Here is a 14,059-nt window from a genome sequence, read left to right on the forward strand (position 1 = left end):
AATATTTAAAACGGGTTAACGGTGTGTTAGTGACCAGCAATAATGTATTTTTGGATTTCGTTCAAAGTCTTTTGATATTGTTTTTTGACTAATATTTTGAACAGCCAAGTGGGTGAGCGAGGCTTCGTTTAATTTAAACTTTCGAAAGTTAGTTGAAAAGATCATTGTGCCTTTTTTGCTTAGTAACTTTGCCGCTTTATTAATTAATTCAACATGATCACGTTGAATATCAAACACATTGTCCATCCGTTTTGAGTTGGAAAAAGTGGGTGGGTCAATGAAGATAAGCTCGTACTTTTTTTGCTCTTCTACGGCAGTATCAAGCCATTCCATGCAGTTAGCTCGAATAAGCTGGTGCTTGTCTAAGTTTAAATGGTTTAGCTCAAAATTATTTTTTGCCCAATCTAAATAGGTTTTTGACATATCTACAGTTGTAGACGTGGTGGCACCGCCCAGTGCCGCATGTACAGTTGCCGCGCCTGTGTAGGCAAATAAGTTTAAAAACTGTTTACCGCCGGCGTGTTCGCCAATCCAAAAACGTATCGGGCGATGGTCTAAGAATAAACCTGTATCGAGGTAATCTTTGAAGTTGACGAGAAACTTTGCCTGCCCTTCGCTGACTTCATGGAAACCACCATCGGTACCTTGTTTTTCGTATTGTGTGCGACCTTTTTGGCGACGGCGAATTTTCAGTGATAATTGCTGGGGAGGGATGTTTAATACCTCTGGCATAACGGCTAAGGCATCACGAAGACGTAGAATAGATTTAGCCTCATCAATGGTTTTTGGGGCTTCATACTCTTGTACATGTACCCACTTTTTTTCGCCTTGGTAAACATCAATGGCCAATGCGTACTCGGGTAAGTCTGCATCGTACAAGCGGTAACAATGGATGTTGTTTTTCTTCACCCAAGGGGAGAGTTTTTTAATGTTTTTGCGCAGGCGGTTTGCCAGCATGGTAGCGCCGTCGCTCCAATCACCGGGTGTCGGTAGTAAGGCTTTTTTTAAATTGTCGCCAATGTGTTGTTGCTGACTGGCATGCTGTCCTTCAAAGTGCCGTTCTGGGGTCACCGAAAAGTTAAAGACTTTACAAGCGATAGCGCCGTTAAATAGTTGGTACGACTTATGTGACTTTAATGAAACATTAAATGCAAGTTCAACATTACCGGTAAACACAGAGGCGTGCCAGCCGTTAAAGCGGGCCTTTAGGATGCTGCCAATTTCTTGATATAAGGGTTTGAGTTGTTTAATGTCGCCGAGTCGCTCACCATACGGTGGGTTAACGATAAACAAGCCAGGTTTCCATGACGGATCGGGGGCTACTTTTGTAAGCGGTAAGCTGGTGGCCTTAATAACGTCAGTAAGATGAGCCGCTTTAATATTGGCTTTAGCAATGCCAGCGTGTTTGATGCTGATATCAGAGCCGGTGATGGGTGGGATGTTATGTAGGCCTTTTTCTCGGCGATATTCGGCTTCTTTTATCAGTCGTTGCCATATTATGGGGTTAAAGTGTTTCCATGCTTGAAAGCCAAAATACTCACGCAGCAAGCCAGGTGCAATGTCGCCGGCCATCATGGCGGCTTCTGTTAAAAAAGTGCCTGATCCACACATGGGGTCGTATAAAGCACCGCCTTCGGCGGCTATCTTTGGCCAGCCTGCGCGAATTAAAATAGCCGCGGCAAGGTTCTCTTTTAATGGCGCTTCTACAGACTCAGTACGATAATGACGACGATGTAAGCTGTCGCCAGATAAGTCTAAGCTAAGCGTTACTTTATCTTCATTGATATATGCGTTAATGCGAATGTCTGGTTGCTCACGCTGGACGTTTGGCCGCTCGTCTGTTGCTTCTTTAAATTGGTCGACAATAGCATCTTTGATCACTTGCTCGGCATATCTCGAGTGGTTAATTTTTGAACGTCTAATAGAAGCGTCAATGGCAAAAGTGTTGTAGACATCGAAGTGCTTGGACCAATCTATTTTTAAGGCACCGGCATACAATTGCTCAGGTGTTTGTGCTGCATATCGAGCCAAGGGCACTAAGACGCGATTAGCAAGGCGAGACCATAGGCAAACGCGTAAAGCCATTTCCAATTCACCCTCAAAATAAACTCCACCGGCAGCTGGTTTTACTTGCAAGGCGCCGATTTGTTCCAGTTCGTCGGCTAAGATCAGCTCCATGCCTTTGGCGGTTGTCGCGAAATAGTTATTGAGTTGTGGCATGGATATCCTTTTTAAGGTGGGTCGGCTAGTGGTGCTTGATTTGCAACGAACTAAGAAGGCTGGGTCCTTAGCGGTAAAAACTTAAGCGCTATGCGCATTTTAATCGTTTTTACGGCAAGGTAAAGGAAGCAATTACTGGCATGTGGTCAGATAAAGTGAGTGACTGAGCTTGTTCTACAAACGCATTTTGTACAGATAAATTTGGGCTGTAGAAATAATAATCGATTGTCCGGTCAGGGTCTCGGCTTGATGAACTATTGGGGGCATAGGTGAACCATGCTTTGCGTTGCTCGGATTGCGTGTTTGCAAGGCTGGGTACCGCTAAATGTTGTTGGTACAAGGTTTCTATTGCAGATTGTTGATCGTAATTGCGACGTTGTTCTTGTGCGAGTAATGGATAGGCATTAGGCGGCAGTAAATTAAAATCGCCAGCAAGAACCCAAGGCGTTTGAGTCTGGTTAAGCGAATGTAATTGTTGATTAATTTGTGTTACTTGCCGTTCAAGGGTGTCGGAGCCTTTGGAAAAGGCGGATAAGTGAGTGTTCAAAAGCACCAGTTTATCTGCACCCTCTATGGGCAGGTGAACTTCCTGTAAGGCACGCTTAAGGTTAAATAATTGCGTGATGGGGTCTTGTGGGATAAGGCTGAGCTGAGTGCGTGTAGCCGTGGTTATTTTGTATTTTGAAATAATACTCAACTTGGTGCCCACAGCGCCCATGATACGTGGGTGAGGGAGATAACGGGCTTGCCAATAAAAGCTACTGGTATGACAGGCATAATCGCTGGGAAGCAACTCAAGTAATTGGGCTAATTGATCGGCATGATCTGTTCGCTGAGCACCTTCATCGACTTCTTGTAAGAGGATAATGTCCGGATTTTGCTGTGTAATTAGGTTGGCTAAACCCTTCAGGGTTTTTGTGATGTCGTCGCTAGAAGGGCGTTCGTCGGGACCGGTATTATTAGGCAGGTCATAGAAAAAAACATAGTTTTTCCCCGCCATAAATTGAACATTTTGGTTATACAGCTTAAGGGTTTGGCCCGCCGTTAAACGCGGTGTGTTTTCGCCGCAGTATACCGCTTCTTGTTGAAGAGCTGGTGGGTGGTATGTGCTAAACCACACTAAGGCAAACAGCCCTAAAAGACAGAGGCTGAGGGAAAATAACAGTCGATAAAAGACCTTTGTTATATCCATGTTATGAATGTACTTGCATCTGGTCTATTGATTTACACGTTATTTTAGTTTGATAGCGATACTGTCTATATTGTTGCGGTGCAAGCGATTTTGAATTTTATCGACCATTCTAAAGGAAGTGTACGGGCCCGATTTAACTCGGTGCCAAATGCTACCGCTTTGGTTTACTGTTTGTACGGTCGACTCAATACCTAACAATGCTAAGCGGGCGCGAAGAGTATCAGCCTGCTGAGCTTTTTTAAAAGAACCTATTTGAATAATAAAGGTGCCGGGTTTGCTTTTTCCAGTGCCTTCTAACCGACGCCTTTCTTCAATTTCATGCTCAGGAATAACAATTTCCATGTCGGGCAATATTTGATAAAAATCAAAACGTGGTTTAGTGCTGTCGATGGGTTTTGCAGTTGTTGCGATGGGCTTTTTTACATCACGTACGTCTTGTTGGTTAACAGGTCGCTTCACATCAGTAACGGGTTTATTTGGCGCTTCTTCCAAGTCAGATAAAAACATCGCAAAACCGCCAATTAATAGGCCAGTAATTAGCCACCAATAACCGGGAATAGGGCGTTTTTTTTTGCGCGTGTTATTGCTGTTAATTCGGTTTTTGTAATCTCTAGGCACTACATGGACTCCGGTGCATTAACGCCCAGTAGCTGTAAACCATTGGCTAGGACTTGCTTTGTTGCATTAATAAGAACTAGGCGAGCTTGCATCAGTGCTACATCATCAACAATGAATTTGTGTGAATTGTAATAACTGTGAAACTGCGTAGAAAGTTCACGTAAATAATGGTTAAGTTGATGTGGTTCGTATTGCTGAGCGGCTTGCGTCAGTTTTTCTGGGTAACGGTTTAAGGTATCAATCAGGTTGGTTTCGTGCGTTTGCGCTAATTGATCTAAATGCTTTAAACCCTCCTGTGCACTATAGTTGAGGCCTTTTTCTGTCAGTAATCGCATCACACTACAAACACGCGCATGAGCATATTGAACGTAATATAAGGGGTTTTCATTGGACTGCGAGGTAGCCAAATCAAGGTCAAAATCCATGTGCTGCTCGGCTTTACGCATGACGTAAAAATAGCGTGCAGCATCAGCGCCGATTTCATCGCGTAACTCCCTAAGTGTTACAAATTGACCAGAACGGGTCGACATTTGCATTTTTTCGCCACCTTTATACAAAACGGCAAACTGGACCAGCAAGACTTTCATACGCTCGGGGTCTGCGCCCATTGCTTGCAAAGCGGCCTTAACACGTGGCACATAGCCGTGATGGTCAGAGCCCCAGACATCGATGATATCGTAACCACGTTCGAGGGTGTGTAAATGATAGGCTATATCGGAGGCAAAGTACGTGGTTAAGCCATTATCGCGAATAACAACACGGTCTTTTTCATCGCCAAACTCGGTTGATTTAAACCACCAAGCACCTTCTTTTTGGTACATATAGCCAGAAGCTTTAAGCTTTTCAATGGCTCGATCAATGGCTCCTTTGTCCATAAGTGAGCGTTCTGAAAACCAATCGTCGTAATGAACGCCAAAGTCTTCAAGGTCTTGACGAATATCGCCGAGAATGGATGTTAATGCGGCGTCAAAAATAATGCGGTAGTTTTTATCCCCTAAGGACTCTTTAGCGCGCGCAATAAGGCCGTCAATATGTTTTTCCTTGTCGCCGCCATCAGGCTCATCGGCCGGGATATCAAGAAACACATCACTGACAGGCATGTTAAAGGTTGGGCCATGTGACTGTTTAATCAGCGTTGCAATGTCAGCAATATAGCCACCTTTGTAACCGTTACTTGGAAACGGGATGCTTTCACCACAAAGTTCTAAATATCGTAGCCATACGCTGGTAGCTAGGATGTCCATTTGGCGGCCAGCATCATTAACGTAATACTCGCGATGGACATCGTAACCAATGGCTGTCAGTAGATTAGCAACGGTTGCACCGTAGGCCGCACCTCTTCCGTGCCCTACGTGAAGGGGGCCGGTTGGGTTCGCTGAAACGAATTCAACTTGCACCTTTTTACCTTTGGCAATATTGGAGGTGCCAAAGCGAGAACCTTGTTCAAGAATCTGTTTGATGACGGCGTGTTGGCTAAGCGGGTTGATGAAAAAATTAATAAAGCCTGGGCCGGCTATATCAACACTTAATACGTCGCTGTCTTCTGGCAAGCTATTGATAATAGCTTGGGCTATTTGGCGAGGATTCTTTTTTGCAGGCTTTGCCAACATCATTGCAACGTTACTGGCGTAATCACCATGAGATGGGTCACGTGTGTGCTCAATTTTGATAGTAGGCGTTAACTCTTCAGGCAATTCGCCTTGAGTTTGTAGCGATAAAATGGCTTGCTGAAGCAAAGAGGCCAAACGTGTTTTCATAGTAAATTTAGATCGTTGATTGATGCGCTGAATAGCTGTTCGGTGTTGAACACCGTTGTCATTGCGTATTATCGCTTGTGGGGTAAAACTTGCAAGTCTAAACGCTGTTAAAACAAGTCAATGGGATCAACATCAATGGACCAACGTACCTTACGCGAGGATTTGAGTTTTTCAAGTTTCGGTAAAAGCTGCTGTAAAAATTGATGGCGGGGTTTTCGCTGGGCCGATTCAATTAATAATTGATAGCGAAACCGTCCCGCCCTTTTTAGCATGGGGGCTGGAACGGGGCCTAGAATTTGAATCAGTGGTGCTTGAATCGTAGAGATCAACTCCTTAGCATCGTTTAGGAAGTTTAGAACCGCTTGTTCATTGATGGCGTTCACTCGTAATAGAGCTTGATAATGGTAGGGGGGCAATTGGGCTTGCTGCCTTTCATCCAGTGCATCTTTTGCAAAACGCGTGTAGCCGTGCGTGATTAAGGTGTTTAATAAGGGGTGCTCGGGGTGGTGGGTTTGAATGAGTACCCGGCCGAGTTTTTCTTCGCGTCCTGCACGGCCAGCGACTTGGGTAATAAGCTGGGCCATACGTTCGCTGGCTCTGAAATCACAACTAAACAGCCCCGCATCAATATCAACAATGCCTACTAAGGTCACATTTGGGAAGTGGTGTCCTTTAGCAAGCATTTGCGTGCCGACTAAAATTTGAGCGCCGCCTTCATGTACTTTGTCGATGACTGACTGCATGGCATTTTTTTGTCGTGTGCTATCGCGGTCAATTCGACTCACAGGGGTGTCAGGAAAGTGCGAGCTCAATGTTTCTTCAACGCGCTCAGTCCCAAGCCCTAATGGAAATAATTCTGTTTGTTGACACGATGGACAGGTATTCGGAATGGCATGTTCAACTCCGCAATGATGGCATCGAAGTAAATTGGCATTTTTATGAATGACTAGACGAGAGTCGCAACGACGACACTGTGCAACCCAACCACAGCTATGACACATTAATACGGGAGCAAAGCCTCGGCGATTCACAAAGAGTATGACTTGTTCGTTCCGCTCAAGTGTTTTGCCAATCGCTTTTAAAAGCGATTGGCTTAAATGATTGTCTAACGTTTGGTTTCGGCAGTCTAATAAACGAATATCAGGGTGTGAGGCACCTGCGGTACGCTCGGGCAACACTAATTGTTTGAAACGACCTTGTTGTACGTTGTATAGACTTTCGAGCGAGGGTGTTGCAGTACCTAATACGATAGGGATGTTGTAGTCTCTTGCACGCATAACAGCAATATCTCGAGCGGAATAGCGAAAGCCTTCTTGCTGTTTGAATGATGTGTCATGCTCCTCGTCCATAATGATCAGGCCGGGCGTACGCATCGGCGTGAATACTGCCGAGCGGGTGCCCAGCAATATATTGGCAAGGCCTTCTTTTAATCTAAGCCAGGCCTGAGCTCGTTGAGTGTCGTTAAGGCCGGAATGTGAAATGACCATCTGTGCTGTTAGGCGTTGCCTAAATCGCTGAGCTAATTGAGGTGTTAGGGTGATTTCAGGCAATAAAATTAACACCTGTTTTTCAGCACTAATGACGTGCTGAATAAGTCGAAGATAAACTTCTGTTTTTCCACTACCGGTGACGCCATCTAATAAAAATACTTGAAAGCCTTCGAGTGCCTTAGCAATTGAGTCGATGGCAGTTTGTTGGGCCGGGTTTGGGTCAAATAAAGGTGTGGTCGGAGAGTGTGTGGCTGTGTTGTGTTCTTGTGAGGCAGTGACCCAGCCTTTCTCGATCATGCTTTTAAGGGGCGAGCGCCAGTTCCAGTCAAGTGTGGAAAAGAAATCACGATCAACAGGTGCATCGGCGTTTTTTAGTTGATGCCATAAGCCTAGCTGCCTTGGGGAGCGTTTTAAGGAATTTTCATCGAGTGTCAGGCCATGTTTGGATAATGTGTATCGCGTGGTGAGCTCTATAGTGGGTGTTAATCCGGCTCGAAGCTGTTTTGGGAAGGCCTGAGCAAGCACCTCGCCGATAGGGTGATGATAGTAGTTAGCAGCCCATTTATATAGTTTTAAGTCATCAAGCGATATTAGAGGCTGTCTATCAATTAATTGGGAGATGGGTTTGAGTTGTTTTCGGCTAAGTTCGGTTGACGAAGAAATGTTAAGAATAACGCCAATTTTTTTTAATCGGCCAAAGGAAACAAAAACACGCTGGCCGATTTGGTAATCAGAGCGAGCCGAATTTTTTATCGGGAGATAGTCAAAAATACGGTGCAGGGGGGTGTCGACAGCAATATTGAGGTAAAAATCAGACATCAAGTAAAAGCGTTATTTGTTTTGTATCAGTTAGCCTGAAAAGATTAAAAAAATCTACAATAAATCGCTAACTTAATGAGTTAACTATGGTTTTTATTTTATCCACATTTTCTGTGGATAACTATGTGGATTATCTATTTATAATAGCTCTCAAAGCCCATGCAAAAAGGGCTGACATCAAATTGTAACAAAATAAACCATTGTTAACATATCTATAAAAAACAACAAGTTATATAATGCAAGGGTTATTTTAATCATTGCGTCGCAATATGTTTATGGCGACTAATCTAGTGTTTTTAGCTTGTGAATAAGAAGTCTTTGTGTATAGGGCTTAAGGCGCCTTTCAGCTAAATTATTACAAATAAGAAGGTCAAGTTAAGTGTTGCCGTGAATGTCTTTATATTCCTGTTATTTGTTTAGACTATCAATGTTTATCACTATCTTTTTGTTCAGCTTAATGTGTTAATTATTAGCCATAGCGTGAGATTGACCATTCGTTGTGTTATTGGTGTAGGTGTACCATAATAAGGTTGTCAAAGATGATAATAGTTAATCAGGAAGAATTTTCTGCTGGGTGTGGCATCATTTTTTAACTTGAAAGATAGCCGGTGCTATCGAGGTCTAATATTGCAACAGAAACGTAAAAAACTGGAATATGAGCGCTTAGTGTTGGCATATAGTGATGAACTTTTTCGTTACGCGCTTTGGCTATGTCACGATAAAAACATGGCTGAAGATTTGCTTCAAGAGACCTGTATGCGTGCTTGGAAGTCATTGGATAAATTACGTGATAGTTTATCCAGTAAGGCGTGGCTGATGACGATCTTGCGAAATGAACATGCCCGTCAATATGCACGCTTCCGGCCGGAGATAGTTGATTTCGATATAGATATGTTGAGTTTGAGGGATGTAGACAATGATACGAGTCCTGACGCGTTTGCTCTTAAGCAGGCATTGAATGAGCTTGCGAATGAATATAAAGAGCCGCTGTTGTTGCAGGTAATTGTTGGATTAAGCTGTGAAGAAATCGCCTCGGTTTGTCATATTTCTAAAAGTGCGACCATGACCCGTTTGTTTAGGGCAAAACAGAAGTTAAGAAGTGTTTTAAGGCCCGAAGCGGGCCGGGCAGGTGAATGATGAAATGTGATGATTTTAAATTTGAATATACGGTCGCAGCAAATGAGGTTGGGGCAGAGGCCAAAGAGCACCTAGCATCCTGTGAGCAGTGTCAAATATTTGCAGCGCAAGAAAACTTGTTTGAGCAGCAACTAAAAGAGGTTGTTAACCAAGGTGTTCCAAGCAGTTTAAAGCATTCGATAAGAGACTATGTGTATAAGGCACCTTTTTGGAGTGCGACTAAAATGAAGCCTATTGCCTTTGCGGCATCGTTACTATTAGCGGTAGGCTTGGTAACGTTTATACCAACGCAAAACGAAGAGTCAGTGTTGCCAATAGATCAGTTAGTTTACGAACACTTTTCACACGATGGGGCATCTTCAACGCAAGTGGCTTACCCGCTTAATGAGCAAGAGCTCATAAAGTTGAGTAAAGAGTTTGGTATACGGGTGAGGTTAGCTAAAAATATTAGCTTTGCAAAAAAGTGCCCTATTGGAGATAGTTATGGCTTGCACATGGTGTATCAATACCATCAGCAAGCCATAACGATTATTTATATGCCAGACATCAGTCTAGATAAAACCCTACCTTTCCATTATGCCGGTTTACATGGCTGGGTTAAGCCATTGAAAAATGGCTCGATGGCCGTCTTAGCTGGTACAGCGACTGATATACCAGACGAGGAATTTGCCAGCAACGCAGTAGAATGGCTCTAATCATTGCCTTTTGAGTGATCCCTAGCAAAAATCAAGTAAAAAGCAGGCAGAATATAAAGTGTAAATATAGTGCCTATACCTAAGCCAGTAGCAATAACTAACCCAATGTCAAACCGACTAACCGCACCAGGGCCTGATGCAAGTAGCAGCGGAACCATCGCAACAATCATCGATGCAGTTGTCATTAGGATCGGCCTTAAACGTACTGTAGCTGCCTCCTCAACGGCATTTCGAATAGAAAGCTTTTCCGTAATTTGTAATTGATTGGCAAACTCAACAATTAAGATACCATTTTTAGCGACCAGCCCAATTAAGGTAATAAGCCCAACTTGAGTATAGATATTCATCGTTGCGACCCCTAGCATAATAAAAGCCATTGCACTGGCCAACGATAAAGGCACCGACACTAAAATAATAAGCGGGTCACGCCAACTTTCAAATTGGGCGGCTAGTACTAAGTAGATAATTAACAATGACATAAAGAAAGTTAGAACAAGCGCGCTACCTTGCTGTTTGTATTGTCGTGAACTACCCGTGTGGTCCCACTTAAAGCCTCTAGGGAAAGATTTTTGAGCTTCTTCTTCAAGATAAGCTAAGCCATCTCCCATGGTCACACCTGGGCGTAATAAGCCCTCAATAGTTATACTGTTAAGTTGTTGAAACTGTGTGCGTTTAGCCGGTTCAACTTGCGTTGATACGGTGACGATTGAACTGATAGGAACCTTCTTGCCTGATGAGGTTTTTAGGTAAATGTTATCAAGTTTTTCAATATCTGAGCGACTAATATCGGCTACTTGCGGAATCACTTTATAGCTTCGCTCTTGCATGCTAAAGCGATTCACATAACCTTCACTAAAATAAACCGATAAGTTACGGCCTATTTCTTCCATGCTGATCCCTAAATCTGCCGCACGGTCTTTATCAACCATCAAATTGTACTTAGGTCTGTCAAATTCTATGCTTTTTTGTAAGAAAATAAAGTTGCCGCTTTGCATAGCTTTACCAATCAGCTCACCTGTTACATCACTAATTTGACTATAATCAGCGTCAGAAATAACAACAAACTGTACAGGCAATCCACCGCCTGCGCCTGGAAGACCTGGTGGCTGTACAACAGCTGTTCTCACACCTGTAAGCGAGGCCACTTTTTGTTGGAGCTCGGGCTGTATCTCCATCTGAGTACGTTCGCGGGTGGATTGATGGCCCATTTTTAGGCCGCCAAGTAATTTAGTCGTATCATTCCCTAGCCCCAGCAAGATGAAGCTATGATCATACTCAGGCATGGCTTCAAAAATATCTGATAGCTTTTTGCCTTGTTGTTGTAAAAAGTCAAGAGTAGATGTCTGCGGTGCCGTACCCATCGCGATAAGCAAATTCTTGTCTTCAATGGGAGCTAATTCTGATTTTGATAACAGGTACATCGGGTAAAGGCTTAATAACACAACCAAACCAAATATAACGGGAATAGAAGGGGTTGATAATAAAGGCGAAACAGTTTTTTTGTAGCCACTGGCTAATTTTTCAAAAAAGTGTTCAGCGTACTTTTCAAATCGGCCGGCACTTTCAGAGCTTTTTAGAATGCGAGCACTCAGCATAGGAGCGAGTGTTAGCGCAACAATGCCAGAAATAAGGACAGCAGCAGCTAAAGAAAAAGCAAATTCAGTAAACAATGTACCAACTAATCCACCCATAAAGCCTATAGGGAAATAGACGGCAATAAGGGTAGTTGTCATTGCGATGATAGGCAAGCTGAGTTCTTTTGCGGCATCTATGGCTGCTTGAATACGTGGTTTTCCCATGTCGATATGGCGGTGAATATTTTCAACCATGACGATAGCATCATCCACCACTAAGCCAATTGCTAAGATCATCGCCAGCAAGGTCAGTAGGTTTAATGAAAAACCAAACGCTAGCATAATGAAAGTTGCACCAATGAGTGATAAAGGAACGGTGACTGCCGGTATAAACGCAGCACGCATGGTGCCTAGCGATAGGAAAATAACAACAATAACAATGCTGATGGCTTCAAGTAAGGTTCTTCCTACCTCGTTGATGGAGTCGCTGATAAATTTACTCGCATCATAGGGCATGTGAGACACAAGTCCCTCGGGCAAGTTATTATTAATGTCTACCATGGCAAGGTTAACCCGTTTAGCTACATCAAGCGGGTTTGCGTCGGGCGATTGATCTACCGTCATAAAAACAGCAGGCTTTCCACTGTAGAGGTTTTCGCTTTCGTAACCTTCGGCGCCAAGTTCAACATCGGCTATATCAGATAAACGAATTAGGGTGTCGTTTTGTTTGCCAACGACCAGTGTTAAGAAATCTTCTTCTTTAGCGACATCGGTTGTAGCGCCCATCTCAACACTGACCAGTGTGCCTTTTGTTTTACCAACACTGGAAAGGTAGTTGTTTCTGCGTAAGGCGGCAGAGACATCTTCAGCGCTCACACCTAAAGCAGCCATCCTTTTTGGCTTTAGCCAAATACGCATTGCGTATGTGCTATTGCCTAAGAGGCTTGCTTGGCCAACACCTTCAATGGATTGTAATCGTGGTTGAACGACACGCAATAGATAATCGGCGATTTGAATATCTTTCATGGTGTCACTAACAAAAGCGATATAAATCAGCGAAGTGGTAGACCCTGTTTTGGAGGTGATGATAGGGTCTAGTGCTTCTTGAGGTAATACACTACTTTGACTAGCCACCTTGGCTTGTATTTCTGCTATTGCGGCATTAGCGTCATAATTGAGGCGCATATGAGCCTCAATGGATGAGAGACCTTGTGTGCTGGAAGAAAAAAGGTAGTCTATTCCCTCAGCTTGGGCAATGGCCTGCTGTAAGGGAGTGGTAATAAAACCTTTTATAAGCTCACTACTAGCGCCAGGGTAAGACGTAGTAATAGAGATGACGGTATCTTTGGTTTCTGGGTACTCACGTATTTCTAGTGAAGCTATTGAGCGCAAGCCCAACACCAAAATAATTAAACTAACAACGCTGGCTAATACAGGTCGCTTAACGAAGATGCTGGTAAAGTTCAAAGCAATGCCTATTGTTGGTTATTGGAAAGGGTAACTACCTGACCGTTTCTGAGTTTTACGTGACCCTCATTAACGACTATATCGTTTAGTTGGAGTCCTTTAACTATTTCAACGCGGCCTTCTTGATGGGCGCCGGTTTCAATATTACGTAGCTCAACACTATGTTGGCCGTCCTGTTGTTTTACGACATAAACGCTCTCACCATAGGTATTAAATAAAACAGCGGTTTCAGGCAATGTTAAAACGGGACTGGCTTTTGAGGTAATAGCGGTTACTTCAGCAAACATCCCTGCTCTAAGTTTTTCATTGGGATTGTCGATAGTGGCTCTAACGCCAATAGAACGGGTTTCTTGATGTAGGCTTGGGTTTATCGCTTGGATATTACCTGTAAAGACTTCGTCGGGGTAAGCTTGAACCTTAACCTTTACCAATTGCCCTGTTTTAAGTTGTGCAAAGTGGCGTTCAGGAAATGAAAAATCGGCGATGATGGGCGATAAGGACACGAGTTGGGCAATTTGAGCGCCTTTGTCTAAGTATTGTCCAAGGCTGACAAGTCGAATACCTATTTCACCAGAGAATGGAGCACGTATTTTCTTTTTGTTAATAATGCTTTGTTGCGAAATAACGGCTGCTTTTGCGATGTCTAATTCGGCACGGGCCTCATCATGACTAGATAGGGAGGTTGCTTTGTTTTTTAACAAAGTGACCTGGCGTTTAAATTTTATTGTCGCAAGCTTTTCAGCTGCGACTAAACCATCAAGGTTTGCTCTATCTGTTGAGGTATCAAGCTCGAGAATCAAATCGCCTTTTTTCACAGTGGCGCCTGAGTCTACGTGCAGAACGGAAATGATGCCTGCAATTTCATTGCTTAAAACAATGCCTCGTACAGGGTTAATGGTGCCGACAGATGACAAGGTGTTTTCCCACTGTTCTTTAATCACCTCGACCGTTGTTACTGTAGGCGGCGGTGGTGCTTTGCGGGATGACATTGCTTTGTTGATTTGAAGGAATTTCGAACCGAATAAGCCACCAAATATCACGATAATAATAATGGCTAGTAAAAGTATTTTTTTACTCAAGGGGGTCTCCG

The 14,059-nt window shown here is 43.5% G+C and carries 9 protein-coding genes; 2 read left to right on the plus strand and 7 right to left on the minus strand.

The window, feature by feature from the left end:
• Positions 1 to 15: 15 nt before the first annotated feature.
• The 5 genes from rlmKL to KUG63_RS04415 form a co-directional block, all read right to left on the minus strand.
• Positions 16 to 2,220, minus strand: coding sequence for a bifunctional 23S rRNA (guanine(2069)-N(7))-methyltransferase RlmK/23S rRNA (guanine(2445)-N(2))-methyltransferase RlmL (gene rlmKL, locus KUG63_RS04395; protein ID WP_020932047.1), 2,205 nt, complete (start codon positions 2,218 to 2,220; stop codon positions 16 to 18).
• Between the two features lie 109 nt (positions 2,221 to 2,329).
• Entirely contained in the window at positions 2,330 to 3,412 is a 1,083-nt protein-coding gene (locus KUG63_RS04400) for an endonuclease/exonuclease/phosphatase family protein (RefSeq protein WP_041230538.1), read from the minus strand.
• A 39-nt stretch (positions 3,413 to 3,451) separates the two neighbouring features.
• Entirely contained in the window at positions 3,452 to 4,030 is a 579-nt protein-coding gene (locus KUG63_RS04405; RefSeq protein ID WP_016390505.1) for an SPOR domain-containing protein, read from the minus strand.
• Positions 4,030 to 5,787 carry an arginine--tRNA ligase gene (gene argS / locus KUG63_RS04410; protein ID WP_287554200.1) on the minus strand — a complete coding sequence of 586 codons (1,758 nt, stop codon included), beginning with the start codon at positions 5,785 to 5,787 and terminating at the stop codon, positions 4,030 to 4,032. Before argS ends, KUG63_RS04405 begins: the two co-directional genes overlap by 1 nt.
• Positions 5,788 to 5,894: 107 nt before the next feature.
• Entirely contained in the window at positions 5,895 to 8,096 is a 2,202-nt protein-coding gene (locus KUG63_RS04415) for a primosomal protein N' (protein WP_287554201.1), read from the minus strand.
• Between the two features lie 627 nt (positions 8,097 to 8,723).
• Between KUG63_RS04415 and KUG63_RS04420 the strand changes: the two genes are divergently transcribed.
• The gene (locus KUG63_RS04420; protein ID WP_015006737.1) at positions 8,724 to 9,233 is read left to right on the plus strand and encodes a sigma-70 family RNA polymerase sigma factor; all 510 of its coding nucleotides are present in this window, start codon (positions 8,724 to 8,726) and stop codon (positions 9,231 to 9,233) included.
• A complete protein-coding gene (locus KUG63_RS04425) occupies positions 9,230 to 9,928 on the plus strand; it encodes a DUF3379 family protein (protein ID WP_277642218.1) in 699 nt (232 codons plus the stop codon). The genes KUG63_RS04420 and KUG63_RS04425 overlap by 4 nt, the downstream gene beginning before the upstream one ends.
• Here KUG63_RS04425 and KUG63_RS04430 read toward each other — a convergent pair.
• On the minus strand, positions 9,925 to 12,969 hold the full coding sequence (locus KUG63_RS04430) for an efflux RND transporter permease subunit (RefSeq protein ID WP_287554204.1): 3,045 nt from the start codon (positions 12,967 to 12,969) through the stop codon (positions 9,925 to 9,927). The two genes, KUG63_RS04425 and KUG63_RS04430, sit on opposite strands and share 4 nt — an antisense overlap.
• An 8-nt stretch (positions 12,970 to 12,977) precedes the next feature.
• Positions 12,978 to 14,048: an efflux RND transporter periplasmic adaptor subunit gene (locus tag KUG63_RS04435; RefSeq protein WP_016390509.1), complete on the minus strand. Its 1,071-nt coding sequence runs from the start codon at positions 14,046 to 14,048 to the stop codon at positions 12,978 to 12,980.
• Between the last annotated feature and the right edge of the window lie 11 nt (positions 14,049 to 14,059).

This window comes from Cycloclasticus sp., assembly GCF_019090545.1.
Taxonomy (GTDB): domain Bacteria; phylum Pseudomonadota; class Gammaproteobacteria; order Methylococcales; family Cycloclasticaceae; genus Cycloclasticus; species Cycloclasticus pugetii.